Source organism: Dyella sp. 01N448 (assembly GCF_056399225.1).
This window is the reverse complement of the sequence record NZ_JBFTQX010000005.1, coordinates 229,515-256,341: the sequence shown is the minus strand read 5'-3', so window position 1 is coordinate 256,341 and position 26,827 is coordinate 229,515. Positions and strand designations below refer to the sequence as shown.

At 59.4% G+C, this 26,827-nt stretch carries 27 protein-coding genes; 21 read left to right on the top strand and 6 right to left on the bottom strand.

Annotated elements, in window-relative coordinates:
- Positions 1-65: 65 nt before the first annotated feature.
- On the bottom strand, positions 66-335 hold the full coding sequence (locus AC1DKY_RS10820; protein WP_441603338.1) for a hypothetical protein: 270 nt from the start codon (positions 333-335) through the stop codon (positions 66-68).
- A gap of 259 nt (positions 336-594) precedes the next feature.
- On the opposite strand from AC1DKY_RS10820, the gene AC1DKY_RS10815 reads away from it, so the two are divergent.
- From AC1DKY_RS10815 to AC1DKY_RS10785, 7 genes are all read left to right on the top strand, one after another.
- Positions 595-1,185: a fimbrial protein gene (locus AC1DKY_RS10815; protein WP_441603339.1), complete on the top strand. Its 591-nt coding sequence runs from the start codon at positions 595-597 to the stop codon at positions 1,183-1,185.
- 89 nt (positions 1,186-1,274) lie between these two features.
- Positions 1,275-2,015: a fimbrial biogenesis chaperone gene (locus tag AC1DKY_RS10810; RefSeq protein ID WP_441603340.1), complete on the top strand. Its 741-nt coding sequence runs from the start codon at positions 1,275-1,277 to the stop codon at positions 2,013-2,015.
- 196 nt (positions 2,016-2,211) lie between these two features.
- Entirely contained in the window at positions 2,212-5,028 is a 2,817-nt protein-coding gene (locus tag AC1DKY_RS10805; RefSeq protein WP_441603341.1) for a fimbria/pilus outer membrane usher protein, read from the top strand.
- Between the two features lie 52 nt (positions 5,029-5,080).
- Positions 5,081-6,070: a fimbrial protein gene (locus AC1DKY_RS10800; RefSeq protein ID WP_441603342.1), complete on the top strand. Its 990-nt coding sequence runs from the start codon at positions 5,081-5,083 to the stop codon at positions 6,068-6,070.
- A 250-nt stretch (positions 6,071-6,320) separates the two neighbouring features.
- Complete coding sequence (locus AC1DKY_RS10795) at positions 6,321-6,611, top strand: hypothetical protein (protein WP_441603343.1); 291 nt, start codon at positions 6,321-6,323, stop codon at positions 6,609-6,611.
- A gap of 130 nt (positions 6,612-6,741) precedes the next feature.
- On the top strand, positions 6,742-6,987 hold the full coding sequence (locus AC1DKY_RS10790; RefSeq protein WP_441603344.1) for a hypothetical protein: 246 nt from the start codon (positions 6,742-6,744) through the stop codon (positions 6,985-6,987).
- A gap of 102 nt (positions 6,988-7,089) precedes the next feature.
- Positions 7,090-8,007 (top strand): DUF5996 family protein, encoded by a 918-nt coding sequence (locus tag AC1DKY_RS10785; RefSeq protein WP_477179922.1) that lies wholly within the window; start codon positions 7,090-7,092, stop codon positions 8,005-8,007.
- Positions 8,008-8,077: 70 nt separating this feature from the next.
- Here the strand turns inward: AC1DKY_RS10785 and AC1DKY_RS10780 are convergent, their stop codons facing one another.
- A complete protein-coding gene (locus AC1DKY_RS10780) occupies positions 8,078-8,344 on the bottom strand; it encodes a metal/formaldehyde-sensitive transcriptional repressor (protein ID WP_441603346.1) in 267 nt (88 codons plus the stop codon).
- 41 nt (positions 8,345-8,385) lie between these two features.
- On the opposite strand from AC1DKY_RS10780, the gene dmeF reads away from it, so the two are divergent.
- The 7 genes from dmeF (at position 8,386) to AC1DKY_RS10745 (ending at position 16,079) form a co-directional block, all read left to right on the top strand.
- Positions 8,386-9,375 carry a CDF family Co(II)/Ni(II) efflux transporter DmeF gene (gene dmeF / locus AC1DKY_RS10775; protein ID WP_441603347.1) on the top strand — a complete coding sequence of 330 codons (990 nt, stop codon included), beginning with the start codon at positions 8,386-8,388 and terminating at the stop codon, positions 9,373-9,375.
- Positions 9,376-9,736: 361 nt separating this feature from the next.
- Positions 9,737-11,995: an ornithine decarboxylase gene (gene speC / locus AC1DKY_RS10770; RefSeq protein ID WP_441603348.1), complete on the top strand. Its 2,259-nt coding sequence runs from the start codon at positions 9,737-9,739 to the stop codon at positions 11,993-11,995.
- A gap of 290 nt (positions 11,996-12,285) precedes the next feature.
- A complete protein-coding gene (locus AC1DKY_RS10765; protein WP_441603349.1) occupies positions 12,286-12,630 on the top strand; it encodes a hypothetical protein in 345 nt (114 codons plus the stop codon).
- 139 nt (positions 12,631-12,769) lie between these two features.
- Positions 12,770-13,084, top strand: coding sequence for a HigA family addiction module antitoxin (locus tag AC1DKY_RS10760; protein WP_441603350.1), 315 nt, complete (start codon positions 12,770-12,772; stop codon positions 13,082-13,084).
- 292 nt (positions 13,085-13,376) lie between these two features.
- Positions 13,377-14,060 (top strand): Type 1 glutamine amidotransferase-like domain-containing protein, encoded by a 684-nt coding sequence (locus AC1DKY_RS10755; RefSeq protein WP_441603351.1) that lies wholly within the window; start codon positions 13,377-13,379, stop codon positions 14,058-14,060.
- An 83-nt stretch (positions 14,061-14,143) separates the two neighbouring features.
- Positions 14,144-14,500 carry a DUF1428 domain-containing protein gene (locus tag AC1DKY_RS10750; RefSeq protein ID WP_441603352.1) on the top strand — a complete coding sequence of 119 codons (357 nt, stop codon included), beginning with the start codon at positions 14,144-14,146 and terminating at the stop codon, positions 14,498-14,500.
- 1,171 nt (positions 14,501-15,671) lie between these two features.
- Positions 15,672-16,079, top strand: a complete 408-nt coding sequence (locus tag AC1DKY_RS10745) for an MAPEG family protein (RefSeq protein WP_441603353.1) — start codon at positions 15,672-15,674, stop codon at positions 16,077-16,079.
- On the opposite strand, the gene AC1DKY_RS10740 is transcribed toward AC1DKY_RS10745, so the two are convergent.
- The 3 genes from AC1DKY_RS10740 to AC1DKY_RS10730 all read right to left on the bottom strand — a co-directional run bounded on the left by AC1DKY_RS10740 (position 16,080) and on the right by AC1DKY_RS10730 (position 18,333).
- Positions 16,080-16,301 carry a TonB-dependent receptor gene (locus AC1DKY_RS10740; RefSeq protein ID WP_441603354.1) on the bottom strand — a complete coding sequence of 74 codons (222 nt, stop codon included), beginning with the start codon at positions 16,299-16,301 and terminating at the stop codon, positions 16,080-16,082.
- Between the two features lie 17 nt (positions 16,302-16,318).
- On the bottom strand, positions 16,319-16,654 hold the full coding sequence (locus AC1DKY_RS10735) for a hypothetical protein (RefSeq protein WP_441603355.1): 336 nt from the start codon (positions 16,652-16,654) through the stop codon (positions 16,319-16,321).
- Positions 16,655-16,932: 278 nt separating this feature from the next.
- Entirely contained in the window at positions 16,933-18,333 is a 1,401-nt protein-coding gene (locus AC1DKY_RS10730; RefSeq protein WP_441611229.1) for a glycoside hydrolase family 2, read from the bottom strand.
- A 140-nt stretch (positions 18,334-18,473) separates the two neighbouring features.
- Between AC1DKY_RS10730 and AC1DKY_RS10725 the strand changes: the two genes are divergently transcribed.
- On the top strand, positions 18,474-19,085 hold the full coding sequence (locus tag AC1DKY_RS10725) for a hypothetical protein (protein ID WP_441603357.1): 612 nt from the start codon (positions 18,474-18,476) through the stop codon (positions 19,083-19,085).
- Positions 19,086-19,168: 83 nt separating this feature from the next.
- Positions 19,169-19,840, top strand: coding sequence for an ankyrin repeat domain-containing protein (locus AC1DKY_RS10720; RefSeq protein ID WP_441603358.1), 672 nt, complete (start codon positions 19,169-19,171; stop codon positions 19,838-19,840).
- A gap of 301 nt (positions 19,841-20,141) precedes the next feature.
- On the opposite strand, the gene AC1DKY_RS10715 is transcribed toward AC1DKY_RS10720, so the two are convergent.
- On the bottom strand, positions 20,142-20,708 hold the full coding sequence (locus tag AC1DKY_RS10715; protein WP_441603359.1) for a pilin: 567 nt from the start codon (positions 20,706-20,708) through the stop codon (positions 20,142-20,144).
- 358 nt (positions 20,709-21,066) lie between these two features.
- Between AC1DKY_RS10715 and AC1DKY_RS10710 the strand changes: the two genes are divergently transcribed.
- The 5 genes from AC1DKY_RS10710 (at position 21,067) to AC1DKY_RS10690 (ending at position 26,318) form a co-directional block, all read left to right on the top strand.
- Positions 21,067-21,300, top strand: a complete 234-nt coding sequence (locus AC1DKY_RS10710) for a hypothetical protein (RefSeq protein ID WP_441603360.1) — start codon at positions 21,067-21,069, stop codon at positions 21,298-21,300.
- Between the two features lie 869 nt (positions 21,301-22,169).
- On the top strand, positions 22,170-22,598 hold the full coding sequence (locus AC1DKY_RS10705; RefSeq protein WP_441603992.1) for a hypothetical protein: 429 nt from the start codon (positions 22,170-22,172) through the stop codon (positions 22,596-22,598).
- 865 nt (positions 22,599-23,463) lie between these two features.
- The gene (locus AC1DKY_RS10700) at positions 23,464-23,760 is read left to right on the top strand and encodes a hypothetical protein (RefSeq protein ID WP_441603991.1); all 297 of its coding nucleotides are present in this window, start codon (positions 23,464-23,466) and stop codon (positions 23,758-23,760) included.
- Positions 23,761-24,899: 1,139 nt separating this feature from the next.
- Positions 24,900-25,316, top strand: a complete 417-nt coding sequence (locus AC1DKY_RS10695) for a hypothetical protein (RefSeq protein ID WP_441603990.1) — start codon at positions 24,900-24,902, stop codon at positions 25,314-25,316.
- Positions 25,317-25,766: 450 nt separating this feature from the next.
- Positions 25,767-26,318 carry a hypothetical protein gene (locus tag AC1DKY_RS10690; protein WP_441603989.1) on the top strand — a complete coding sequence of 184 codons (552 nt, stop codon included), beginning with the start codon at positions 25,767-25,769 and terminating at the stop codon, positions 26,316-26,318.
- The last annotated feature ends 509 nt before the right edge of the window (positions 26,319-26,827 follow it).

The window sequence follows — 26,827 nt, the reverse complement described above, 5'->3', positions numbered from 1 at the left end:
CCAATTCCCACACATAACCGCGTAGTACCTCCACCGCGCAGTCTTGTGCAGAGTGGTGTTGGGTGTCACTCGGGTTGCGTGGCAATCCCATGCGCGTTGCCGCAACGCTGCGCATCTTCGACTTTCGATAGCCAGGGTGCTCGCAAACATTCGTGATGACGAATAACCGCTGCGACACCAGACATCGCGAAATGAAATAAGAACTCTCTCATTTTTCGCCATGAATCAGGCACGAAATCACGCGATGAAGTGATTTCGGCTTTCTCTCGCGTATCTGAGCGCTTAAAGCGCACAGCATATTTTTTTGCAGCTGCCAGTCTTTGTGGATAGCGCAATACCGGACCCTGCTGCCGTTTGCGCTACTGAGAACGAGCGCGACAGCCACGTCCGCTCGTTAAATCTCCGGAACTTTTGAGACCGCTCTGATTCCGCCCGGCTAACCGGGTCGCGAAGATATGCCTCGCCAGCCAGGAGCAAGACTTCTGCAGGCTATGCGCCTTACCCATTGATGGGTAATTCGGATCACGAGGCGAGAAATACAAGCTTCCAGTCGATCCCTGGAATACGACTTTAAATCCTCAAGGACTAGCTCATATGAAGAAGACTCTTTTCTCTGCCGTTCTGGCTGCCACCTTTGGCTTCGCAGCTCTGCAGGCGCAGGCTTCCGACGGCACCATCACTTTCACCGGCCAGATCACGGACACCATCTGCACCGTGACCGGCGGCGCGGGCACCGACGGCGCCGCTAAGGACATCACCGTCAAGCTCGACACGGTCAGCGTCAACGCGCTGGCAGCCAATGGCCAGACCGCCGGTGACCATCCCTTCTCGCTGATCGTTGCTGGTGGTACGGGCGGCAACTGCGCCGACGGCACCAAGGTGACCTTGCACTTTGACGGCGCCACCACGCCGAGCGGCTTCGCCTCGGCGATGGTCAATCCGGCCACGGGCCGCCTGAAGAACAAGACCCCGGGCACGGGCGGCATGGCCAACAACGTGGAAGTGGGCGTGCTGAACACCAACGGTTCGCAGATCAACCTGTGGACGAGCAGCGGTTCGCCGCAGGCCACCGTCTCCGGCGGCAAGGCTCAGCTTGACTACGTGGCTCAGTACGTCGCCACGGGCGGCGCTGCCACCGTCGGCCTGGTGAACACCGCAGTCATGTACTCGGTGATCTACAACTAATCGCTGGCGATTGGTGATTTACCTGGCGAGGCCGATGCCCGGCCTCGCCATTCCCAACTCTTTTGACCATGATTGCGTCGAGAATCGCCATGAAGCAGCTCACCCGTATCGCCTGCGCGCTCGCCCTTGCTGTTGGTGGGCTCAGCAGCGCCTACGCAGGTATCCAAATCAATGGTACGCGTGTGATCTATCCGGCGGCTGAGCGCGAGGTCACCCTCAGCATGATCAACAACGGCACCTCACCGTTGCTGCTGCAGTCCTGGGTCGATGACGGCGATCTGCAAGCCAACCCCGAGACCAGCAAGGCGCCATTTCTTCTGACGCCGCCAATGTCCCGCGTGGATGCGGGCAAAGGCCAGACACTGCGCATCATGTTCACCGGCGGCAATCCTCCGCAGGATCGCGAAACGGTATTTTGGCTCAACGTGCTGGAGATCCCCACGAAGCCCAAGGCCACCGACGGCGACAGCAACAACTTTCTGCAGTTCGCCATCCGTTCGCGCATCAAGATTTTCTATCGGCCCAAGGGCCTGCCCGGCAACGCGTTCGACGCGGTTGACCAGGTGACCTGGCGTGTCAGGCCCGATGGGAATGGTTTTATCGCGGAGTGCACCAACCCGACACCATACAACGTGTCGATTGCCTCGGTTGTGGCCAAGGGCTCAACGGTGCCGCAGACCATCGACGCCAAAGGCGGCATGTGTCCCGCCAAGGGTACGGAGAAGCTTCCGGTCAATGGCGACTTGAATGCAGCCGGCGGCAAGCTGACGGTTGATGTCATCAATGACTTCGGCGGCTTTGAATCACACGAGGTTGCTTTTTCGCGCTGACGCACAGCCGTAGTCACCGCTGAAAAGAAGTGGTTCGTTTCAGCAGTCGCCGCTAGCTCCCCCTGCGCTCGAGAAGGCGCCCGACAACGGGCGCATGGAGAGTTGCAACCCGGATCTGGCCTTAAACCTCAGTTCGGTGAGCTCGACTTCACCGTCTGCCACCGAACAAACGTTCTTGCCCAGGCAGCGCTTCGATATGGAAAAAGTACACCCAATCATTCCGGTCGCCATGGAGCGCAAGCCGCTTGCCTTGTTGGTTGCCGTCTCGCTTGGCCTTGTGCCCTGCGTAGGCTGGAGCGCGGCAGCGCCTGCAGCGGTGAGCCCGGCCATCGATCCGGCGCCAGGTGGCGCGGTCGAGTTCAATGGTGCCTTTACGACGGGCTCTCAGAACGTGGACGTCTCACGTTTTGAGAAAGGCAATCCGGTGCTGCCGGGTGTTTATCGTTCCGATCTCTACGTGAACAACATTCGCGTCGCGGTCGAGGACATCAACTTTCACCCGGTCGAAGGCAGCGATAACGCGCAGCCATGCTTTTCGTACGCCACGCTGCTGCAGATGGGCGTTGATGTCAGCAAGCTCGACCAGTCAATAGTCAATCCCGGCAATAGCTGCATTTCCATCGGTCATGTGAGCCAGGATGCCAGCGCCAAGATGGATACCGGCGCGTTGCGTCTGGATGTGTCCATTCCGCAGGGTTCGCTCTTGCGCCGCGCACGAGGGTACGTGAGTCCTGAGTTGTGGGACCAGGGCGAAACTGCTTTTCTGGTCAACTACAACTTCAATGCCTACTCCAACAACCAGAGTTACGCGGGTGTACGTGGATTGGGCGTCGGTACGGCGCTGGGCACCGACGGCAATCAAGTCACGGTGCAAAACGGCAGCACCTATGCGATGGGCGCCGATGGCACCTATCTGCCCAATGCCAACGGCAACTACATGCTGTCGACCAATGGCAGCTATGTGCCAGTCAGCAAGGACAGCTACTCGGCGCGCAGCGCCGGCTATCACAGCAACGATATCAATGCGTATCTGGGCCTCAATCTTGGCCTCAACGTAGCGGGCTGGCGTCTGCGTAGCCAGGAATCTGTCACCTGGGATCAGAATACCGGCCGTACCCGGTACAACAACGTCAACACCACCGCCACGCACGACGTGGACCTGTGGAAGGCGCAGCTCACTCTGGGTGATAGCTATACACAAGGCGTTCTGTTCGACGCCACGGCATTCCGTGGCGTCACCATGTACAGCGACGACCGCATGCTGCCCGACTCGCAGCAAGGCTATGCGCCCACCGTGCGCGGCGTGGCCAACACTCAAGCGCGCGTGGAAGTGCGGCAGAACGGCAATCTGCTGTACGAAACCACGGTCGCTCCGGGTCCCTTCGTTATCAACGATCTGTACGCCACCGGTTACGGCGGCGACATCAATGTCATCGTCCATGAAGCGGATGGCAGCATTCATACGTTTGTGGTGCCGTATGCATCGGTACCCATGCTGCTGCGTCCCGGCATGGGGCGTTGGGCCGTCACCAACGGTCAGGTGCGCGACGATTCGCTGGTCAACGGCAAGCCTTATTTCGTTGAGGGGACATATCAGCGCGGTATCAATAACTGGTTGACTGTGTACGGTGGCGTGCAGTCGACCTATCGCGCGCTGTACAAGAGCTATCTGGTCGGTGCGGCAGTCAACACGCCGGCAGGCGCCTTTGGCGTGGACGTCACCAATTCGCACACCAACTTCGCCGGGGCAGGCAGCTCGCTGTCCGGCTACAGCGCGCGTCTGTCCTACGCGAAGAACGTACCCACCTACGGCACCACCTTTGCGGTGGCGGCGTACCGCTACTCCAATGAAAACTACCTCTCCTTGCAGGATGCTGTGCAGGGTCAGGATGTGATGACCAGCTATCGCAGCACCGACGTCAATGTCGGCGTGCCCTATCGCAACAAGCAACGCCTGCAAGTCACGTTGAACCAGGACTTCGGCGGCAAGTACGGACAGCTCTATTTCAATGGCTCACGTTCGAGCTATTGGAATAATTCGCCTACCGCCACGACCTATCAGTTGGGTTACACCAACACCTGGCACAACATCAACTTCGGTATCACGGGTAGTCGTACCTACGCTTCCAGCCCAATTTACGCTGGCAGCAAGTACGACAATCAGTTCGGTGTCAACGTCTCGCTGCCACTGGGTGCACCTTCACGCAACCGGCCCAACCTCACCCTGTCGGCCACGCGTGATGACTACGCGGGCAACACCGATCGCGCGACGGTCAGCGGCAATTTCGGCGATCGCAGCCAGTACAACTACAACGCCAGCTTGGGTTACGCGGATCAGAGCGGCGCGCAGACCACGACCAGTGCGAGTGTCGGCTGGCAGGCGTCGTACGCCAACCTCAACGCCAACTACTCTTATGCCAGCCACTACCAGCAAGGCGGCGTCAGTGCCTCCGGTGGCGTGGTGGTCCATCCGGGTGGCGTGACGCTGGCGCCGTCGCTCAGTCTCGATAATCCGATTGCCATCGTGGAAGCGCCGGATGCCAAGGGCGCGCTGATCAGCAGCAATGGCCAGTCCAAGATCGATCGTCGCGGTTACGCCGTGGCCACCGGTCTGATGCCGTACCGCATGAACGATGTGACGCTCGATCCGCTAGGCACCTCGATGGACGTGGAGCTGCAGACCACGCGTGTACAGACGGCGCCGCGCGCCGGTGCGGTGATCCCGCTGAAGTTCAACACCGTCAGCGGTCGCGCCGTGATGATCCGTGCCACCCAGGCCAATGGCGAAGCGCTGCCGTTTGGCGCCGATGTGCTCAACGACAAGGGCGACACCGTCGGCATGGTCGGCCAGGGCGGCCAGCTGTTCGTGCGCGGTGCGGAAGACGGGGGCACTTTGCTGGTGCGCTGGGGTGATGACGAGGCCAAGCAGTGCAAGGTCAGCTACCAGCTGCCGGCGCGTGACAAGGGCCAGTCCAGTGCCGTGCTCGATGCCGTAGACGCACGTTGCCAATGACAGTGAACACGCGAAGGGGCCATCGGTCTCTGCGCCTTCGAGGATTTCAGTGATGAGTCATTTCTTCAAAAAATATCTGCTTATTCTGAGCACGTTGGTATTGGCGCCTCTCCTGCCTTCACCGGCACACGCGGATGTCTCTTGCTCTAGATCGCCGGCTTATGCGCTCACCGTGACAGGCGGGCAAACCATTTCCATCGACAACAGTGCCCCCATCGGACAAACGGTCGCCACCATTACGGTGCAGCTTCCTATGGGGACCGGTTCCTGCAGTGGGCAGGGTGCGGGCGCCTATTACTATATAACCGGTGCCCCCGTTCCAGGTTATGACAGTTCGTATGGGCAAACCGGTATTCCTGGATTGGCTTACCGATGGGGTGGTAGCAACGTAGCACCGCTCACCCTCCCTTATAGCAGCATTACAGGACCCAACATTGCCGCTGGACCGACCACCATTCGCCTCGTGAAGGTTGGCAACATCACCACTGGCGGCACATTGTCTGGTGAGTTCGGCAGACTCGATCTCACACATTCCAACGGCGCCAGATATCAGTTCTTTGTTTCCTATTTGTGGAACGCTTCGTTTGTCGTGAAAGTCGTCAATCCCACGTGTTCGGTTTCCACGAAATCGGTGAACGTCCCCATGGGCACGGTATCTAATCCCCACCTCCCCATAGGCCAAACCTTCAACCCGGTCGACTTCAATCTGCAACTTACATGCAGTGGCGGTAATGGCACCGCGCTTACCACGGCCTATATGACGTTGACGGACGCTACCGTTCCGAGCAATCGCAGCAGCACGTTGAATTTGGCCGCCGGCTCAACCGCCACTGGCGTGGGTATCCAGGTCTTGCGCAACGGTACAGCGGTAAGTTTCGGTCCCGATTCCGCCACGATTGGAAACCAGAATCAGTTCAACGCCGGATCCAGCGCGAACGGCACCTTGACGGTTCCGTTCACCGCGCGATACATCACCACCAGTAACACCGTTACGCCGGGACTGGTCAAAGGCTTGGCCACATTCACGGTGGGCTATCAGTGATGTCAGTAGAGGGTGCCAGAGACAATTTCTGGCACCTTTTCCAGCCAGAGGAGCGCCGATGCGCTCCTTTTTCTTTGGGTGCCATTGCGATGCGCGACCATCGTCTACACCATTCTGCGACGCCGCGCTCACGACACGAATGGTGCGAACACGTTTCTCCGCATACGCGATTCATCCTAGCGCAAGGAATCGAAAGGCAAACTCGGGCTGGTAATGAATCCGGCCTCGTGCCTCGTACGGAGATCGACCCATGCGCCATCCTTCCTTGCTCCTGGCCGCTTCGCTAGCGCTTGTCCTTAGCTCGCACGCCTTTGCTTCGGACCGCCCCGATCCCGGCAAGCTGACCACCCGCTGCCTGGATGCGGCGGCGAAGAAGTTCGATGTGAAGAACGACTATATCCAGCTGCAGCCGGTGCAGGCTGCCGATGCTGGCTACACGATCACCGGCGTTGCCGACGCCGGCATGGATGGCAAGAAGAATTTCAGCTGCCAGTTCGACAAGAAGGGCAAGCTGGCCAATCTCGTGCCCGAAGGCAAGTAATCCGAGGGAGGGTGGCCGCGCGCAAGGCGCGGCCACCGATCAGGCGACGGCTCTTTGACGTTGCACGGCGTAGCGTGTGGCGGACTGCCGGGAGTTTCCGGTGCTCTGCGTTCCCTCCGGGAGATGACCTATGCCAACGCCTGCCAAGCTGAGTTTCACCAGCGATATCCTCCCCATGTTCACGGGCATGGATGTCGCTCACATGATCAAGAGCATGGACCTTGGTGACCGCGACAGCGTGTTCCAGCATGCGGACGCCATCTACAAGTCCGTATCCAGTGGTCACATGCCGCCGCCGTCGTGCGGCGAGCCTCGCTGGACCGAGGACATGTGCGCGAAGTTCAAGCAGTGGCAAGAGCAGGGCGGCGAGCCGTAACGCGACGTCGATGTCGATCGCGCAGGGCTCGGCGAGCCGCGCCCGGAATGGCTGCGGCGTCACGTTGCAGTCGACGTCTTTCCCTCCGATAAGGACGCTGCCATGCCTGCCACGAACGATAGCCATCGCGACCCATGGCCTGAACTTTCCTACCCGGACTTCGCCGGTACCCAGTACTTGCTGCATATGGGACTGCAAGCCGTTGGCAAGTTGAAGCTCAAGGCACCGTTTCAGCCGCAGTGGTCTGCGATCGCGATGGCGATGAGCGCACGTGGATTGACCACGGGGCCGATCGACTATGCGGGTGGTGTGTATGAGGTCAACGTCGACCTGATGGCTCACGAGTTGATCTGTGTCACCAGCTGGGGCAGCTCGGGGAGCTTCAAGTTGGCGCCGATGTCGGTGGCTGAGTTTGTGGAACGGCTCTTCGACCTGCTGCGCAAGGCAGGTGTCGACGTATCCATCAACCTGATGCCACAAGAAGTGGCCAACCCCATTCCATTTGACCAGGACAAAGAGCCTCGCCCGTATGAGCCAACCCTGGCCCATCACTGGTGGCGCATCATGCTGAGCACACAGCGCGTGATGCAGGTTTTCCGCGGTGCCTTCGAGGGCAAGACGCAACCCATCGGGCTGATGTGGGGAACGCTCGATATCCGCGATGTGCTCTACAACGGCAAGGCCGTGGCGCCTCCACCCAAGTCCGACTATATCCGCCGCAATGCGATGAACGCCGAGCTGATCGAGATGGGTTGGTGGGCTGGCAGCGCCGCGTATCCGAAGCCGGCGTTCTATTCGTTTGCCTATCCGCAGCCCGCAGGCATCGAAGGCGCACCCATCAGTCACGCAAGCGCCCGTTGGGATGCGACGATGGGCGAGTTCATCCTGGATTACGACGACCTGCGCCTATCGAAAGACCCGGATGGTGATCTGCTGGCGTTTTTTCGGACTGCCTACAACGCCGGGGCTCAGCGTGCGGGTTGGGATCCGAAGCTGATGGGGAGCGGAAGGCCTGTTTAGCGACTGCTTTCCGTTTGGCAGGGCCCTGGATTGTCCGCAAGTTGGGGCACAGGCTCCGATGGAAGCGGCATCAACGCAGGTAGCTACGCAGCACGGCCATCACGGGTTCCAATTCCCGTAAAGCCTTTGGGTTGGCTGCGGCCACATGTTCCCTCAGGTGTTCCTCCAGCAGTTGGCTCATCAGTCCTTGGACCGCACCGCGTATCGAGGCGGCCTGTTGTAACACCGCATCGCAGTCGGCATCCGCCTCCAGCGCCTTTTCCAATGACGCCACCTGGCCGCTGATGCGGCGCACCCGCGTGATCAAGGACTTTTTGTTCTGGATGGTGTGAGACATGGTGATCTCCTGATGATGCGCATAGTATAGGGGGGTATACCATGTATGAGATACCCGTCGTGACGATCCCTGACCCATCGCCCTTCAAGCACCCCCACCAGTTCAACGAAGGCAATCCGCTTGCCGAGAAGAACACCCTTCGGGCCGTCGTCATCACCGCGATCATGATGGTGGTAGAAATTGTTGGCGGGTACTGGCTCAATTCCATGGCCCTCCTGGCAGACGGCTGGCACATGAGTTCCCATGCATTGGCGTTGGGCGTCTCCGCGGGGGCTTATGTCCTGGCGCGGCGATTGGCCACAGACAGCCGCTTTGCCTTTGGCACCTGGAAGATCGAAGTGTTGGGTGGTTATAGCAGCGCGCTCTTACTGGGCGTGGTGGCTGTGCTGATGCTTGTGCAATCCATCGAGCACCTGGTGAACCCAGCCCCCATTCACTACAACCAAGCCATTCCAATCGCGGTGGTGGGGCTCTTCGTCAACCTGCTTTGTGCTTGGCTATTGAAAGATGGTCATCACCACGATCACGATCACGATCACGGCCATGGTCACGCGCACGATCACCACCATGACATCAACTTGCGCTCAGCCTATCTCCACGTGATTGCTGATGCGGCCACATCGGTGCTTGCCATCCTCGCTCTGCTGGGTGGCAAATTCCTCAACATCTCTTGGCTGGATCCCGTCATGGGTGTCGTGGGTTCCGTCCTGGTCGCTCAGTGGGCCGTCAGCCTGCTCAAGCAGTCTGGTCGCATCTTGCTCGATGCGGATATGGATGCGCCCGTCGTGGAAGAAATCCGCGATGTCGTAACCGACAAGCTCCCAGGCACGTCCATTAGCGATCTCCATGTCTGGCGGGTGGGCAAAGGCCGCTACGCCTGCATCCTGGGCCTCGTCACCGACGCACCCCTGACGCCGGCCCTGGTGCGCGGGCATTTGTCCATCCATGAAGAATTGGCGCATGTCACCGTCGAGATTGCCCAGGCCGATGCGCCGACCATGGTGTACTTTCCCCGATCGCAGCAGGTCTGAAGGTCACCACGTGCGGGCTCAATGCTGAGGCTCGGTGATTCGTAACGGAGGTTTTCCGCCAACTGGATCCAGCGCGCTTTCGCTTGATCACCATCGCGCCTACCTATGTAGTTTTGCGTGGTTTCCGCTCAGTAGTATTTCCTTTGGCATTCTGGCGTGCATGTTTCCGCAATGGCATCGACGTCGGTACCCATCGTACGCACGCGCGACTTGTGTCGTGATCGCTTCGCGACCGATTCACGTTATCTCGCCGACAATCGCTGGTGCAGCGCGGGTAGCACACGCCCACTGCATTCTCAGGAAACTGCAATCACCGCAGACGCCGTTCGACCTTTATTACCCTTTCCAGGGAGTGGTCGCCATGAGCATCCCCTTCACGCACTATTTCCGCATCCTCGTTGCAGGTGACCGCAGCGAGGAGGTCAGCAGCGTCATCGAGCAGGATCTGCATTTCCGCACGTCGGTAGTGTCGCCGCGGGATTTGGCAGAGGCGATTCGATCCGGCGCCGATGTGGGTGCCATCGTGGTGTCGCGGGAACTGGCGCCCGTCGCTATCGAAACCCGCGATGCGCGTGGACTGCGCATGCCCATCTTCATGATGAGCGATCGCCACGATGAGACGTTCCACGATCCGTTCCTGAAGTCGCTGGACGGCGTCGTTATCGCTGATCTTGAAAGCCGCGACTTCTACGAGAAGCGCCTGGCGGCCTCGGTGGAACAATACGTGTCGAGCCTGCTCACGCCGTTCTTCGGCACGCTGATGCAATACGATTTCGACGCCAATCGCACCTGGGCCTGCCCGGGTCATCAGGGCGGACAGATGTTCATGCGTCATCCGGCTGGCCGCTTGTTCTACGAGCACATGGGCGAGAACGTGTTCCGCGATGACATCTGCAACGCCATGGTGTCCCTGGGCGACCTGCTGATCCACGAAGGTCCCGCACTGGCGGCGCAACAGGCCGCGGCGCGGGTCTTCCTGGCCGATCGTACGTACTTCGTGCTGAACGGCACCTCGGCATCGAACAAAGTGGTCAACACGGCGCTGCTGACCAGCCGCGACATCGTCCTGTTCGACCGGAACAACCACAAGTCCAATCACCACGGTGCGCTGGTCTTCGCCGGGGCCATTCCCATTTATCTCCAGGCCGATCGCAACGGATTCGGCATGGTGGGTCCGATCGACTGGGCTGCTTTTGATGAAGAGTCGATACGCGACAAGATCAAGCATCATCCGCGCCTGAAGGACACCGACGCCTGGAAACGCGAGCGGCCCATCCGCGTTGCCATCATCGAGCAATGCACCTATGACGGAACGGTGTACAACGCGAAGAAGGTGCTGGAGAAGATCGGCCATCTTTGCGAGTACATCCACTTCGACGAGGCATGGGCTGGTTTTGGTGCCTTCCATCCGCTGATGAAAGATCACTTCGGCATGAGCCTGTCGCTGACCGACAAGGACCCGGGCATCATTGCCACCCAGTCAACTCACAAGCAGTTGGCCGGCTTTTCGCAGGCCTCGCAGATCCATGTGCGCGACGCGCATATCCGCGAACAGCCGTTTCGCGTGAACCATAAACGGTTCAACGAGATGTTCATGCTGCAGGCGTCGACGTCACCGTTCTATCCGTTGTTCTCCAGCCTGGACGTCAACGCGCAGATGCATGCCGACAAGGCTGGTCGCGTGCTGTGGGATGACATGGTGAAACTGGGGATCGACGCCAGGAAGGCGATACGCAAGCGGTTCGCCGGCTTCCTCAATCCGTTCGTACCGGACACCGTGAAATACCAGGGCGAACGCGTCAAGTGGGAGGACGTGCCCACCGATGTATTGGCTGTGGAACAGGAGTACTGGCAGCTGGACCCGCAGGAAACCTGGCACGGCTATCGGCATCTGGGAGCCGATGCCGCGATGGTCGACCCGACCAAACTCATGCTCACCACGCCCGGTATCGATCCAAGAACGGGCGCATACGCCAGCAGCGGCATTCCTGCCACGGTGATCGCCAACTACCTGCGGGAGAACCATGTCATCCCGGAGAAGAATGACCTCAACAGCATTCTCTTCCTGATGACGCCCGCGGTAGGCGAGGGCAAGATGGCGATGCTGCTCGCTGCACTGGAGCGCTTCCGCGATCACTATGACGAAGACCATCCGCTCGATCAGGTGCTTCCCGCTCTGTCACGCAAGTACCAGGAGCGATATCGCGGCTACACCGTGCGTCAGGTCGCCCAGGAAATGCACGAGTTCTATGCGTCAAAGAACGTCAAGGAATTGCAGCGCCTGAGTTTTCGCTACGAATCGTTCCCGGAGCAGGCGATGTCGGCACGCGAAGCGAATGAAGCGCTGGTCAGCGGACGCGTGGATTTTGTGCCCATGGATCAGGTCAAGGGTCGCATTGCAGCCACTCTCGCGCTGATCTATCCACCGGGCATCGGCATCGTGATACCGGGCGAGCGCTACGACGATCGCGCGCAACCCATGATCGATTACTTCCTGGCTTTCGAGGAAAGCTGCAACCGGTTCCCGGGCTTTTCCTATGAGGTGCAAGGGGTGTATCAGGTGCCGGAGGACGGCCGAGTGCGCTTCTATACGTACGTGGTCAACGAAGGTAAAAGCTGACGGGGATTTCGAGCGGTACGGATTATCGCGGCCGATATATCCGGTGGCGACCATGCGCTGACATTTTATCAGCCCCGACCCCTCACGCTCGCCTGCGGCCACGCGGACATCCATCTCGCTCAACCCTGACAGACGCTACCAAGCTTGCTTGTTAGGGTCAGTCGGTCATTCGCGCTGCCGTGTTGCACGGCCTCGCGAATGACCATGACCACCAGGTCATGAGGCGCGGGCCGTGAGTGCTTCAACACCCACGACCCGCTAACCATCACCAACTCATACGGAAGTTGATCATGGCTACCCGCGATCATACGGTACGCATTCGCTCGTCCGTTCCCCCTGACGACACCCTCACTCCTCCGCCTCACGCCCCGTCATCCACGTCGATGGCATGGCCCGAACCCCTGCGTCTTGTCACTCGCGGCGACATCGCGCTGGCGGTGCTGGCCCTCACGCGCTTGCGTGTCGACAGCGAGCAGTGCCGCCAAGCGCAGGCGCGGGGATTCCCCGGCAAACCGCTGCCATGGCCGCTTCCCGTGGCCGTCACGGCCAGCCTGGGCACGGCGATCTACTGTCTCCAGCAGTACGCCCGCCGGCTCGGTGACGAGCGTCGAGTGAACACCACCCGCCTCCGATGATCGCCGTTGCGGCGCATCGGCCAGCATGGCGATGCGCCTCACTCGGGCGATCACCGACGAAGCTGCCAAGCATTCACTGACACGGAGCGCTGTAAGCGCCTATCCGCTGTGCGGCCGTGTCCGACAGGGAGGAACCACCATGGAACTGATCCAGCTCACCCCGCACTCGGAAGTAGACCCCTCGCAACCCCTGCGAGCCCCCGGCGACATCCTGCTCCACGCCTACCTGATCCCCAGCGCACTCAACCCCGCCCAACTCGCCCGTCGCAGCGGCATACCCTCCGATCAGATCAAAGCCTTCATCGCCGACACCCACCCCATCACGCCCAAGGTCGCCATCCGCCTCTCCCTTGCCTTCGACACCACCGCCTTCTACTGGCTGGCACTTCAGGCGCGGTACGATCTGGAGAGGGCGAAGCCGGTGATCCGTGCCTATCGTCCCCTCGTCGATTAACGACAGACGCACGATAAATCGAGCGGAGGCGGTTGAGTCCAACCGCCATTGGTCGATTTAACTACCTCCGTCCCGTTTGCTCGTGCAGGCCTCGACGGTGTCGAACTGCACGTCGCCAACGGCTATCTGAAGCAGCATGGCGCGAGCCTGCCAGTCCGCGGCCGCTGACTCCTACACTTGTGCGAGTCAGCGACGCCGTGATTGACTCATCTGCTGAAGCATCCGGCAGTGTTCGAACGCTCACACACTCCGCCGTGACCGTTCCCAGCTCTCGATGGACAAGGAAAGCGCGATGAAGCTTCTCCTCACCTCCGGGGGCGTCAGCAACCCGAGCATCCGCGACGCGCTCGTCGACATGCTCGGCAAACCCATCGCCGAGTCGACCGCTCTGTGCATCCCCACCGCGATGTACGGCATGCTGCCCGGGACCGCGGTCATGACGTGGCGGCAGATCGCCGGACAGACGCCGACGCCCATGGTCGAGCTGGGATGGAAGTCCGTAGGCATGCTTGAACTGACCGCGCTGCCCAGCATCGACGAGGAGAACTGGGTCCCCTTGGTCAGGCAAACCGATGCCTTGCTGGTGTGTGGTGGCGACGTCCTGTATCTGCACCACTGGATGCGTGAGTCCGGCCTGGCGGATCTGTTCTCGTCGCTCAGCGAGACGGTCTATGTGGGGCTGAGTGCCGGCAGCATGGTGATGGCTCCGTACGTGGGCGAGAGGTTCGTGGGCTGGAAGCCGACCGCCGGCGGTGATGGCGCGCTGGGCATGGTCGGCTTTTCGATCTTCCCGCATCTGGACAACGCCATGTGCCCGCAGAACACGATGGCCGACGCCGAGAAGTGGGCCGCGCGGCTGCCGGTGCCAGGGTATGCGCTCGACGACGAGACAGCCATCAAGGTGGTGGACGGTGCCGTCGAGGTGGTCTCCGAAGGGCACTGGAGGCTCTTCGAGCGTCAAATCGTGGGGCCGTAGCCCCGTGTCGATCCCGCAAGCACTCGTTCGTCGCATCCATGAAGGTGACCATGCCGGCCACCCCTTCCGCGAAGGAGATAGTCATGTCTTATATCGATGGTTTCGTGATCGCCGTACCCAACGCCAACCGCGAGAAATTCATCGAGCACGCCCGTACTTTCGACGCCATATTCGTTGAGTTCGGCGCTATCCGGGTGGTGGAGTGCTGGGGAGACGACGTGCCCGATGGCAAGCTCACCGATTTTCGCCGCGCCGTGCAGGCGACGCAGGATGAATCCGTGGTGTTTTCCTGGGTGGAATGGCCCGACAAGGCCACCCGCGATGCCGGCATGGAGAAATTCATGAAAGATCCGCGCATGGATGCCGCCAGCGAGTGCCCCTTCGACGGCAAGCGCATGATCTTCGGCGGCTTCAAGGCAGTGGTCAGCCTGCCTAAGTAGAGCGGCCCTGTTTGATGCCCGTGAAAGGGGCTCTGCCTGACGATTCGTCGTTGCGGCAGGCCTTCGGCTTAACTGGCCACTAACGGGAGGAAGCGCAGCTTGAGAGGTGCGGGAGCTTCGCCCGAACTCCTCGCTGGCCTTCTCACCTGGATCGCCATCTCGGCGCACGCAGGGTCCCCTTTAGGCGATAGCCGTGGCCGGCCACTTTCCCCTCGATGCTCACCGTTCTGCGAGTGCTCTCGGCCAGCTCGCTATTCACCTGCGCGATGTGTGGGATCGCCTGTTGGGAGCGCCCGCGTCGAAGCCACCTCCGATCCTGTCGCGAAGACAGCACCTCGCGGCGGTCGTGGATGCGGCCCGAAGGATCAACCGGGGCGGCGGGCGATGATCGTCCGCGCCTTGGCGGGATGGGGGCATTGCTTCCGACCATTCCGTCGCGGCGCTTATCGACACGCGCCGGCCATTGAAGCGCCGTCGTGCGGCAGGGTTACCGTGGCGAATAACAGACTCATGCAAGAGGTTTGTTCGATCTGTCTTGAAGCCTCGGGGCGATAGACTGCATGGCGCTTACTCGATCACAGCTGGCTGATGGACTCTTGTCCCTGGATGCAGAACTGCTCAGGCTCCAGAGCAATGGTGAGCCCGAGGAAACGATACAGTTGGCATTTGAGCACATGGTCTATACCTCGACACGCACCGTCGGGCCGCCAGATCGCCTGTGGTGGTGGAGTCAACTTTATTCGGCGATGGACCAATGGGCCGCGCGCGCAGAGCGGCCGGCGGGGCTGAGCCGTGACCACGAATCTTGACCCGACCCAAGAGGGCCTGTGTCGCTATCCCTCGACAGACGGTTTTTTTGATATCGCCTCGTTCTTCGTGATGCGCAGGGGGCAGACCCGGTTCGTGCCCTGTCGATGCAGGTCAAGCTGCAGTCGACCGTGTCTGGGTCGATGTGGTTGCCAGGCCTGCGCTTGGCGTTCTGCGGCTGAGGGGCCGGAGCACAAAAGCTATCCAGCGAAGTTTTGACAGGGGCGACGTGCGCCTCCGACCCCTGGCGGACATTCATCGTGGCGGCACTGGGCTGAAGTCCGGTATCCATGAAGTCCCGGTAGCCGATACTCTTGGCCCGGGCGCCCCATTCGTCCGCCTCAGCACGCAGAAGGGTTGATCGATGAGCACATCAAGCCTGGTACTGACGCTCTTCATCGCATGGACACTCTTCTTGCTCGTGCTCATGGAGGGCATTCGCTCTTATCTGGTTGTCTCCGGGCGCGCCCGATCCAACGAGTTCAAGCCTGATAACGCGAACCTCTCGCCATTTTTGCAGCGGCTGGCGCGAGCGCATGCCAACTGCATCGAGAGTCTCCCTGTGGTTGGCGGTCTTCTTCTCGTGGCCATCGTGACCGGCCGCAGCGGTGTTACTGATGGGCTGGCCCCATGGCTTCTGGTGGCCCGCATGGCCCAATCCGTCACTCACCTAGTCTCCTTGAGTGTCCTGGCGGTCAACGTTCGCTTTTTCTTTTTCGCCGTGCAGCTGGCAATCGCGATCTACTGGACGTGCGCCTTGCTTGCAGGATAGTTACCGCGCCTGGACCCAAACAAACTCGATGTCGTCCTGGACGGCCTCGCTGATCTCTCCGGCGGGGACGCCCGTAAGTTCGCTGACGCGACCATGCCGCATGCCGAAGAAGACACCGCTGCGCCGAAAGATGGCAGTCCATGTGACGCGATCCGGATTTGCGTGTTCGTAGTCGCCTTCATACGTAAAGCCGTTGGTGGTCTTGCCCGAAATGCTGGTCATGAGGATTGCCTTTGTGCTTATTTGGTTGAGCGGGGCGTAAAGGGATCTGGCGACTGAACAAGGATTGAGCGCCCGTCGGCAATCTCGCTGGGCGCCGCTTGTATGGGTGCACCGTCGTCATCCATGCGGGCATCGTCCATTCCCTGGCGAATTTTGTCGCTGTTGCGCGAATCGCGCTCAGGAGCGCGCCTGGCTTGCGCTACCGGCGTTTTTGCCCACATGCTCGCGGCAGATGCTTTGTAGCTCGGAAACCAGCGATTGCGCTGCTCACTGTCCGTCGCTTCCGGAACGGGAGAGAAGTGCAGCGTGTGCGGATAGAAGTAAAGCGAGTTCACTTGATTGGGGTTGTACATGGCGATGCCTCGAGTGTGGACCTGCGGCTGGCAAGTCAAGAGCAAGCGCTAGCCTGCGGCTCCGACATACGCGGAGAAAGCTCAGAGGACCTACAACAAAGCCATGCAAACAATCTGAGGCGCGAGGCGGGGCTAACCGTGCCTCGGCACACCCTCAACATGCGCCTTCTCCCGTTACGCGGCTGTAAGTGGAGAGCGCTCGATATCGGGTGAATAAAGGGCAAGGGGGCGACGCTTCCCGTGCTTCCACTCCCATGAGGTGGGGCTGAAAAGTGTACTCAGGCCCCGGCTCTTACTTTCTTGGCGTAGCCAACGGATCGCACAAGGATCAGCACAAACAACAGCGCGATGAAGATGGCGTAGGCATATTGGCTCCTCGAAACCCCCGTTCCATACGGAAACCAGATTCCTGGCACTCCTACGGCGCTGAGCTCCGTCGCGAACAGGCCTATGCCCACAAGGATCGCTGCAAGGGCGGCCAGCCAGGTGGAGGGCTTGGCCGATCGCATCACGCCAAGGCCAATAGTCCAGAGGTAAAGCGCTGCAAATACCAGGCGCAGGCCTTCGATGATCATGCCGGCAAATGGCTTGAAGCCATGGGTTGCTTCGGGTGCAAACCAGGGGCGGCCGAGGCATGCAATGGCCACATAAGCCACCGTGAGTGCGCCGACGGCGCGCCCAAGCCATGAGTGCCGGTCCACGCCAAACCAGTCGCGCCATGCCAGCGTCCATGCGGCCAGCGTGAGGGGCCTCAGCAGTACGGTGACGGCAATGTCGTAGCCTCGCAAGCTGAGATAGGGCGTCCAGAAAAACAGCACCTGATTGAGGCGAAGAAGCGCCAGAAAGACCAGCGCGGCGACCAGCCATCGATAACTGTCGGCGCTCCTGCTCGCCATCAACCCCACGACCATGATCGCCAGCAGCACCAGGGCGAGCGGCTCGACCGCATCAACCACGTAACCCTTGAACGTCTGTAACCACTGCGTCTGATGGAGCTGGCCTATGGCATCTGCCGCGCCGATCACGGGAGCAACATGCATCCCGCCGCTCTCCGCACCCGCTTCAAGAGGATCCAGCCATACACGAAATGCAATGACGTAGGTCTGCGTTTGAGTCGATGGTGACGTGGGCAACACGAAGACAGTTGGTTTGGCGGCGAATACCGTGGGCGGTGCCTGCGAGAACTCGCCCGGGCCGCCGACCAGCGTTCCGTCGACATAGAGCTGATACGTTGAATCCACCAGCGTCGGGCCAGCCAAGGCAAGTGCGCTACCTTTATCGCTGTCGACTGCGACCTTCATTCGATACCAGGCATAGCCGGTGTAGTGGGCATGGCCGCGTTGACTCCAGCCGGTGACGTAACCCGGCAGGCCGACATCGCCATCATGCGCGCCGGCAGCAGGCGTGAGGTCAACGGTTTCCCATCCGCTGTCGTCGAAGTCCGGTGAGGACCAGCGATCATCGTCGCCAAGGTGAAATCGCCACGGGCCGTTCAGCGGTACAGTCGAATGCCCAAGGACGACACTGGCGTCGGGCGGAGGGCTGGCCACCGCATGTGCGCTTCCGATCACGGGAGCCATGAGCAGGCAAAGCGAAACCAGGTAGCCAGACCATCGCATCACATCGAGCTCCGTGGCGATTCCTGGCGGCAGTCTAAGAGTCCTTTTGGGAAAACGCACGGACGTTGGTCGCCAGGGCAACGCCGTCCCGGGCCTTCGCCCACCTCGATCACCGCTAGCATGGGGCGGGCACCCACCAAGGTCACCTGCGGGCGACAACGTTCGCTTTCGATCCGAAACGGACTATCAGGAATGCCTGCTTGCAACCATTTCAAGTGGAAGCCATGGGAGGAGAAATGCTGAAACGACTCGTTGCAGCTTTTGCGTTTGTTGCATTGCCATGCCTGTCAGCACAGGCCGGCCCAAGTGCGCAGACATTAGAGCGAGAAGATGCGGCGGTCTTGCGAGCCGCCCTGAGTTCGCAGTGCCGGGCAGAGGATGGTTATGTCCTGCTCTCGTCTACTACTGTTGCCCCCAGGGGGAGCGACGATCTGGAGTCGGTCGATGAGTCAGGTGCTTTTGCCGACCTGAAACGCAGAAGCGGCTCCGCAACTTCGTTGCCGGAAAGCCTTGAATGCAAGGGGGTGCGGCTGCACCGCGAGCAGGAGATCCAACGGATTTTCGACGGTCAAGCCATGGCGGCGGGCAAGGCATCGTTGGACGAGGCCTGGAAGAAGCTGTACGAATCTTATCCCGGAGCCACTGGCTGGACGTCCGTGAGTCTTCCGGGCTATTCCCCGGATGGAGAAATCGCGGTTGTCTACGTGGCTCATCACTGCGGTAGCCTTTGCGGGCAGGGTTTGTTTGTGTATATGCGCCGCGCCAAAGATCAGTGGAAGCCGCTCATTCGCTTTCCCGTCTGGGTTTCGTGAATAAGTCTGCTTTCGAGCCGAAGCGGACCGTCGAGACATGACCGGTCTTGGGCGAGGGGGATAGGGTGAGCCAGGGGGATTGCGTGCGCAGACTTCAATGCCTGTTTTTCATCTTGCTCGTCGCGTCATCAAGCACACTGGCCAAGGCGGCAGGTGACCCGGCCGTGCTTGTTGCCGCGCACGACGTGGCGATGGCAAACATGCGGGGTGACACCATCTGTGGAGGCGCGGCACCTGGCGCCTCGCGGCCTGATCGGAAAAGGCTCGCCGCCTTGGTGGCTGCGTTGCCCGATCCCAACAAGAGTTATCCGTTCGGCGACCTGGAGATAACGTCTCTCGGGTTAGCCGTGCTTGCCGACGACGTGCCGCTGCTGGACAGCCTTTTCGATCGGGGAGCGCAGTGGCGCAAAGACGCCGCCGACAGCATGGCGATGCATGAGGCTGCCCAACACGGTTCACCGGCGATGATCAAGGCGCTCTTGCGCCACGGCCTTCGCCCCGATCCAGGGCAGCCAGATGAATTTTCGCCGTTGATGGCGGCGGCCTGGGAGGACAGGGCGGAAAACGTCGCCGTATTACTTGAGGCCGGAGCCGATGCCAGTTTTGCGCTGCCCAACGGCAACAGCGCATTGCGCGGCGCGGTGACGTGCAGGAACCAGCGCATTGTCGATGCCCTGGTGCACCGCGGCGCTCACCCAGATGCCAGGACAATGCGCCTGGCCGTGGAGCGGGGCATCAAATTTCCCGACTTTTGAAGGTTGCCCCCGTGCCATGCACGTGCCAGCCGTTGTGCGCGTGCCGCTGCACCGACAAATGCGGCTGCGAAGCATGCGTGCTTCAGTCCGGTGACGTTTGCGATGAAGCAGGCTTATGCGAGGTCACGCCAGGCAGTCCCGCGGGGCAGTCGGTCACAGGCCACCCGCGGGTTAACGGTGAAGTGGACGGCGGCCGCACCTGGGCGCGGGGCGAAAGCGCGAACGCCGTCCGAATGCCCGTCATGGGCCCATGCATTATCGGCCAGGCGAGCACGGCTCCAAACCGACTATTCGGCGTGCATCAGCGACAGGTCAAGGGCAGATATTGAAGAGGGATGCCATTGATGTTTCGGTCGGTACACACCCATTGGACCGAGCCATTGGTGATTACCGCGGCAAACCCCAGCTGAAGGCCGGCGATGGCGGCGTTGGCCTGTTGCCCGTCTGTGTTGTCGAAGTGCACCAGAACGTTACCGGGCCGCGAAAGTGCATCTACACGGCCCACGTACTTGCCGGCATAGGCATTGGCGCTCTGCAGCCCCGCCTCAGCTTCCGTGGTAGGGAACGTGCCGGTGTTGTAGTAGTACTCGGCGACTGCGAGCTTCGGGCCTTCGGCTAGCGAAAAGCCTTCCATCACCTGAGAACGAATCACGTAATTCTGATACGCAGGTATCGCAATGGCTGCCAGGATCGCGATGATGGCTACGACGATCATCAATTCGATCAACGTAAAGCCCGCCTGCCGGCGAGTGTTCCTATAAATTCTCATATGCCCCCTAGCACTCAAGAATTTGGCCCAGTAGAAGTGATGCGCATGCTTGGCTGCTAGTGCAACAAACCCGGAATACCGAAGGTGGCGCACCGTCACGATTCTCTGCGCGAAGGAAAGATTGACGGCAAGCTGCTATCGGCCAAAGAGCAAAGACCTTGAATGCGGGTCCTGCTTTGCACGAAACAATCCGTCCAAGGCACGCGAGCGCTCGAGATCCCATGGGTACCAACTACCACGCGCGGCGACGATAGCCAGCGCCATCACGGCGGACAACTCGGCCCAACGAGAAATGTGACGTCGTTACGCTTTTTAGGGACGATGCTTTTTTGGCCGTGATGCGGTCGTTGTTTGTAACAATTCCAGTTGTCTATCGAGACAGCTGAAACGGTTACTCGCCTGTTGGACTTCCATCAACGGCTCCTTGTACAAACCGTGCGAACGCAACTTAGCCAAGATGGGCCTGTTTGCCATGGACGTTCGGCTTCTTGCTCCGGACGTCGCCACCTTGCTCGATGTCGCTGAGCTTGCGATGCTGCCCAGGTCAGCGTTGGACACTTCCGTAGGCGGAGGGAAAATGGCAGCAACCTATCGTGTCACCGTGTCCTGCGCAGGTATTTCCCCGGAGGAAGCTGCTGCCGGCATTCCTGCCATTCTTGAAGAGGACAAAGGGCTCATAGCACTTTTCTAGGCCTGCCTCGTGGCCGAACTCTCGCTACGCGAACTAGATCTTCCTCAATGAGCCTATAGAGAAAGTGCTCTGACCCCTTTGTTTGCAGTCTGACGGTGCAGCATCTAGAGGCCGGATATACGTGTGCAGTCGACACGGGCGCCAGAGCTAAGAGATGCTTGGCAAAGGGGAGGGGTCCATATACGGACATGTCAGAATTCGGGTGGGTCCATCCTCACCAGGATGGGCGGCATCTGCTTGCGGGCACAAAGGAGGGGGTGTGCAGATTGACTATCGCTATCTATGCGACGCGGATTACTTCGCGGCCGTGATCGACCGGCAATATCGGCAAGGAGCTTTGTTACTGAGACTTTCGGTTCAATTCGGCCTCATGGGCGCGGCGTGCGCTCTGTGTATTGTCTTGGCAGTCGGCACGACGTTGGTGGAGGGAGTTGCACCATTCTTCATCATCACATGCCTAACGATGGTAGGCGGCATCTGGGCCACGAAACGGGGTCTAATGCAGAGGTTCAAACGTAAAGCCGGTTTCGGGGCCGAGGTGACAGTTTCACTAACTGATGCTGGCCTCGACATAAGAACAGGCGCATCCAATGTCAGAGCGGACTGGTCGGCATATCCAGACGCTGTCCGATTCAGCGACTGGATTCTCTTAAAGGGTAATCGGTCGATAAGGTGGCTGCCCGACGCGGCAATCCTGGTCGGAAACCCTTCTGATTCGGCAGCCCTGGTCGGCCAGAAAACAACTCTAAGGGTGGTCCGTTAATTTACGGCACTGCGGGAAGATGAAATGTCCGCTTTCGACCCGAAGCGGACATACTTGGCGCGCGTTCATTGGCTGCCATGATGTGCTGACCTAGCCCGGAGGGGGCATGGATAAGGGAACCGCTTTTTCACACGTACCTCTTGCGAGGGCCGACGTGGAGCGCGAAGAGCGCCGTCAGGTTTTGCGGAGGGTGGTATTTGTAGCGTCGCTGGGGGTGGCCATGATTCTTGCCTACCTTGGCCACAACGACATTCAACATCGCCAGAGTTACCGAGTGGCGCTGATTCTTCCACTTGGCCTTTATGTAGGTTTTCTCAACGCGTATACGCAGCGCAAGAAAGATATTTCGGCCCTCAACTTATCTGAGCTGAGAGAAATCGAAGACTTGGGCAACGCGAATCCCGAGATTGGTGGGGCGCTCGCTCGTTGGCGGTCGGATGGGGACGTGCTGCGGAGACGCGACCTTGCTGCGTGCAAGGGTTACGCCGGAAAGATGGGCCAGACGACGAAGCTCAGCGACTTGAAGTGGGACTGACCGGAATTCTTGCTTGCGCCGGACCGTCCGATTTCGACCCGGAGCGGACCTTACGAACACCACCAAGATCTGAAGGACAGGGGTGTTGAATGGACTTTGATGTCTTCAAAGAGTTGGTCTTCGAGGCTATCTCCGAGAACGACGGTCGATGGACGTGGTACCACCTAGACCGGCGACTAATGGGCGCCAATCCAGAGATGACCACGTCCCTCATGCCAGCGATAAGCGACTTGATCAGGGAGAATCGGATTCGGGTTGCCTCAGACAGCTCGATACCTGGTCAACCTCGCTACGAGGTTGTTCGCACTGTCGAGTAACAGAAATAGGTCCGCTTCCGACCCGAAGCGGACAGTCTTGTGACTCAAGGATTGGGTGTGCAATGGACCATGATGCGATTTACCGAGATGCTCTCACTCTAGAGGACCAGGGCAAGCACAGTGCTGCTTTGGTTCATTACAGATCGCTCACTACTGACTCGTCTGATCCCCGCTATCACATTGCATACGGTGTCTGTTTACAGCGCCTCGGCCTTTGGAGCGAATCGATCGGGCCTCTAACCCAAGGCGTTGAACTCAAGCCACACTATTGCTTAGGCGACGCCAGGCTGTTTCTTGCTGAGTCTTTACTCAGGTGTGGGCGCAAGAGGGATGCTGTTGCGCAATGGAGGATTGTCGCCGCCATGGAGCCTGAGTATCCGAGCTACCAGGAAGTGCCGAATGAGGCCAAACGCATGCTCGAGTTGCACGATGCCTAACACCAAGTTCAGACCCAGGGTTACTCGTCAAACGGCACACATTTAATGTCCGCTGCGGACTCGGAGCGGACGCTTCGAAGACCGGTTGGATTGGCGATACCAAGGTGAGAAATGAACGACTTTATCTCAATCGACATTGAGTCGGGGCTTTCGGATGGCGACGTCTTCGCAATCTTTTCGGAAGCGCTTCCCGGTTTCACTTGGCGGCGAGGGGATAGTGACGCCCAAGGCCCGTATGTGTCAGGAATCGACAGTCAGGGCGTGAAAATTCAGTGCTGGACAGGAGAAAGTCCGATGGCCATGTCTGTCTCCTTTCGAGCGGCAAAGGTTGATGATGAGGCTAGGGAGCTTCTCGCCAATACGGTTCTCGAAGAATTAGTGCCGCGCATCGGCAGACCGTTGCCCTGAGCGCTGGTGGGACGACTTCATAACGTTGATAATTTGTCCGCTTTCGACCCGAAGCAGACACTGGCGATGCAAAGGATGGAGCGGTAAGAAATGGACGGATCGGTGAAGCAACTCCGTGAGCGCCTTCTGGATCAGGATTTTTGTGAGTGGTGCTTCATACTCTTCACTATGCTGCTTCACGCTTGCTTGATCGTTCTTTTTACGTGCTCGTATCAGATTGCATGGGTGTTTTCTGTCCAGCGAGACGTGACTCTAGGTGAGCCATTCACGGCCTGTGAGCAGCCTTGGGGTAACAGGTGCACCACAGAGCATGAGGCCATATCTCCCGATCAGTCGCGCAAGGTGTTTGAGCCCTATATGTTCGAGTTCGAACCCGGCGTATTGCACTATGAACGAAAAATCCAGAAGTCGAAGTACAGTTTCACGTATCGCATCGATGGCTATGAAGAGATCTGGCCCTATTTGCCGGCATTGAGCCTCGGTTGGGTTCTTAGCTTCATTGGTCTCGTTGCGTGGGGGCTTTTAGGAGGGCCGAGGCATCTAGGGCGATTCCTGCGGCGCGGAGAGGATTAGTCCGCTTTCGACTGCGACTTCAGCCGGTCGACGCAACACATTGCTGGAATCGTTCGGCCGGCGTGTCGAAATCCAAAGTAGACGGTGCGAGGATCTTCGAGGCGGAAATGGCCTATAGGGAAGGGGAAATGAGAGGGTCAACAGCTTCGGCTAGATGGATAGGGCAGTGGCTAGTGGGCTGGATGTCCATTGGCCCGTTCGCGATCGGATTCGATCTGGCCTTCCACATTTTCAGCTCGACGCCAGTCATACAGCGCATGAGAGGCGAGGCGCCCATTGCGCACGTTGGTTGGGTGGCATGTGGGTTCTTGGGCATTGCCACAATCATTTGCCTTAAGCGGCGCCCGTTTGTTGGTTTCTTTCTGTCGTTGGCCATGGCTATCTTGTACGTGATTTCGGGTTTGGCCCTATGGCATCAGCTGACGTTCTATTCGTTTCTCGCAGGGACTCTTCCTTTCATCGCTGGCTACGTCGCATTTGGGCCGCCTGAGGAAGGTGCAGAGGGCAGTTGATGTTGTTGCATGGTCCGTTTTCGACCCGCGGCGGATCGTCGCCAAGGAGGCAACATGGTGGGTTTTGTGCTCGTTATCATCGGCGCCTCCGTTGTCGGCGGACTGCTCTTGCACATATCGCACAAGAGCATGGAGCTCTATCGTGGGCGGAAATGTATGGGGAAGCTTTGGCGCAGGGAGTTCCCCGGCTCGCCGAAAGAAGACATCCGGCAGTTCCTTTGGTTGTTCGCCGCCGCGTTTGCCATTCCTCGGCGGCAGGCCCTCCTGCTTCGCCCGGATGACGAGTTATTGGCCATTTACCGGGCTCGCTATCCCGTGAGCGACTGGCCCGACGCGCTGGAGTTTGAGGTTCTCGCGAACGACCTGGATAGAGTCCATCACCTGTCGTTAGAGGAGATCTGGCACGACCGGCTCTCCATGGGTGAGCTCTTTGCGATCCTGGGTAAACAAGGGCGAAAGCGAGCCAAGTAGAAGGTCTGCTTTCGACCCGGAGCGGACATTTCGGAGGGGAGACTTAAGTGACTGGAAAGTACATGTATGGAGATCCAATTTCTCCGGCCATCGTGGGCGGGCTCGTGCGGATAAGGCAAAGGAAAAAGTTTGCCATCGGCACCATGCTCTGCGCCCCTCTGATCTTCGCCCTGGCGTCAGCGATCTCGCCCAAACTGTTTCCGTGCGTCGCGCTTGTAACCCTGGGATTGATGATCGTTCCTGTGGTTGCTTGGTCGTTTAGTACGTGCCCGCGGTGCAAGCAGTTGTTCTACTGCTCGTGGTACTGGAGCGGCCTCTCTCCCAAATGCGTCAACTGCGATGTTCCGCTTGATGGACGAAGCTCAGAGGCCGATAGTGATTGAAGGGTCCGCTTCCGACCCAATACGGACATGACCAAATAACACTGAGAGATCGACCCGGGGGGGGGGTATGGCGACGCTCAATGGTTTCGGCACCATGTTTTATGGATGGAAGCACCAGGCCGAGGAGAACTCATCAGCGACCAAATGGCTGACCGTCTTCTACATTCCTATCGTTCCGCTGGGCCGTTACCGCCTGAATGTACTGACAGACTTTGGTCGCGAAAGCACGCGGCTTAGCGCCTCGCCCGTGGGTCTCATGGCCTCGCAGGAAAACCGGTTCGACATTACCGAGAAAACGGCCCTGAACTGGGCTGAGGTCCTTCAAACGTACGGGAAGACGTTCATTGGGCTTCCCCTCCTTATGGTCGCTCCGGTCTTGGCGTTCATCGGGATCATCGCGCTCCTTTCCTTGATCCCTGGCTTACACGAGTCCAAGGGCGCTGATCCTCAATGGTTGAAGCCACTGACGTGGATAGGTTCAGCGATTTCGCTCGGCAACTTCCTTTGGTGGCCCATATGGGCCATCCGACGATCCAGAGGCATGCAATCAGGCTCCCTGCCTAAGCGCAAGAAGCGTGCGGCTGTCATTGACCGTGCATCGGTGGAACATCATCTTTGAAAACGTAACGCTCAATGTCCGCTTCCGACCCGAAGCGGACAGTTTTTGGGCCGTAAACGACAGCTATCCACCCGCTTTGAAATCCACCTTTGGGGCACGACGATGCATACGAAGCGCATGGACTGGCAACACCTGATTCCGCAATTTCGCGGACTTGATGCAGGTACTGCGTACCAAGTCCACAAATCATTCGTAGATGCAGATGGTGACGAGCATCAGGTCGGAGAAATCTGGCTCTTGGCGGGAAGCATGTTCTCGAAATTCGATGACTTGGTTACTTTGTGCGTGACCCAGAAGGATGACGTTCGGTGCGAACTTCCATTGATCTGGCGACCGGGAGCCCAGGACAAAATCGTTGAGAACTTTTCGGAATACCTAGCCCGATCGTGAGCGGACTATGCTCGGCTGGTATGGTCTGGACAACTAGTTAGTAATGTCCGCGTCCGACCCAGAGCGGACATTAGCAACAAGGGGTGGGCGGAGGACATATGATAGCGACAGAGGCCGCA

Coding starts and splice junctions, on each gene's coding strand:
- AC1DKY_RS10810 (WP_441603340.1), top strand. CDS start 1,275: ATGAAGCAGCTCACCCGTATCGCCTGCGCGCTCGCCCTTGCTGTTGGT.
- AC1DKY_RS10745 (WP_441603353.1), top strand. CDS start 15,672: ATGAGCACATCAAGCCTGGTACTGACGCTCTTCATCGCATGGACACTC.
- AC1DKY_RS10740 (WP_441603354.1), bottom strand. CDS start 16,301: ATGACCAGCATTTCGGGCAAGACCACCAACGGCTTTACGTATGAAGGC.
- speC (WP_441603348.1), top strand. CDS start 9,737: ATGAGCATCCCCTTCACGCACTATTTCCGCATCCTCGTTGCAGGTGAC.
- AC1DKY_RS10800 (WP_441603342.1), top strand. CDS start 5,081: ATGAGTCATTTCTTCAAAAAATATCTGCTTATTCTGAGCACGTTGGTA.
- AC1DKY_RS10755 (WP_441603351.1), top strand. CDS start 13,377: ATGAAGCTTCTCCTCACCTCCGGGGGCGTCAGCAACCCGAGCATCCGC.
- AC1DKY_RS10690 (WP_441603989.1), top strand. CDS start 25,767: ATGGCGACGCTCAATGGTTTCGGCACCATGTTTTATGGATGGAAGCAC.
- AC1DKY_RS10805 (WP_441603341.1), top strand. CDS start 2,212: ATGGAAAAAGTACACCCAATCATTCCGGTCGCCATGGAGCGCAAGCCG.
- AC1DKY_RS10735 (WP_441603355.1), bottom strand. CDS start 16,654: ATGTACAACCCCAATCAAGTGAACTCGCTTTACTTCTATCCGCACACG.
- AC1DKY_RS10710 (WP_441603360.1), top strand. CDS start 21,067: ATGGGCCTGTTTGCCATGGACGTTCGGCTTCTTGCTCCGGACGTCGCC.
- AC1DKY_RS10750 (WP_441603352.1), top strand. CDS start 14,144: ATGTCTTATATCGATGGTTTCGTGATCGCCGTACCCAACGCCAACCGC.
- AC1DKY_RS10815 (WP_441603339.1), top strand. CDS start 595: ATGAAGAAGACTCTTTTCTCTGCCGTTCTGGCTGCCACCTTTGGCTTC.
- AC1DKY_RS10785 (WP_477179922.1), top strand. CDS start 7,090: ATGCCTGCCACGAACGATAGCCATCGCGACCCATGGCCTGAACTTTCC.
- AC1DKY_RS10695 (WP_441603990.1), top strand. CDS start 24,900: ATGGTGGGTTTTGTGCTCGTTATCATCGGCGCCTCCGTTGTCGGCGGA.
- AC1DKY_RS10765 (WP_441603349.1), top strand. CDS start 12,286: ATGGCTACCCGCGATCATACGGTACGCATTCGCTCGTCCGTTCCCCCT.
- AC1DKY_RS10795 (WP_441603343.1), top strand. CDS start 6,321: ATGCGCCATCCTTCCTTGCTCCTGGCCGCTTCGCTAGCGCTTGTCCTT.
- AC1DKY_RS10780 (WP_441603346.1), bottom strand. CDS start 8,344: ATGTCTCACACCATCCAGAACAAAAAGTCCTTGATCACGCGGGTGCGC.
- AC1DKY_RS10705 (WP_441603992.1), top strand. CDS start 22,170: ATGGATAAGGGAACCGCTTTTTCACACGTACCTCTTGCGAGGGCCGAC.
- AC1DKY_RS10760 (WP_441603350.1), top strand. CDS start 12,770: ATGGAACTGATCCAGCTCACCCCGCACTCGGAAGTAGACCCCTCGCAA.
- AC1DKY_RS10700 (WP_441603991.1), top strand. CDS start 23,464: ATGAACGACTTTATCTCAATCGACATTGAGTCGGGGCTTTCGGATGGC.
- AC1DKY_RS10790 (WP_441603344.1), top strand. CDS start 6,742: ATGCCAACGCCTGCCAAGCTGAGTTTCACCAGCGATATCCTCCCCATG.
- dmeF (WP_441603347.1), top strand. CDS start 8,386: ATGTATGAGATACCCGTCGTGACGATCCCTGACCCATCGCCCTTCAAG.